The following is a 231-nucleotide window of genomic DNA, read 5'->3' on the forward strand; positions in this document are numbered from 1 at the left end:
CGGCACCTCGCGCCCCGACGGGTTGGCGAACCGATCGTCGCAGTAACGGACGCTGTCGGCATGGGTGAAGGAGAACTCCCGGCCCTGTTCGCCGGGGGCCAGCGGCAGCCGGTCCAGCACCATGAGACAGCTGACGACCTTCGTGATGCTCGCGAGGCTCACCGGGGCGGTGGTCGGCGCCGCGGTGGTCATCCCGGCGATGCCGACCGCCCCGTCGCCGGCCGCTGGCCA

Annotated in this window: 1 pseudogene; it reads right to left on the minus strand. The window is 72.7% G+C overall.

The features are described from left to right. A pseudogene (locus KVS71_RS19445) lies at positions 1–231 on the minus strand (D-alanyl-D-alanine carboxypeptidase); the annotation flags it as partial.

Origin of the sequence: Microbacterium sp. GbtcB4 (assembly GCF_019091465.1) — a bacterium.
Lineage (GTDB): Bacteria > Actinomycetota > Actinomycetes > Actinomycetales > Microbacteriaceae > Microbacterium > Microbacterium paraoxydans.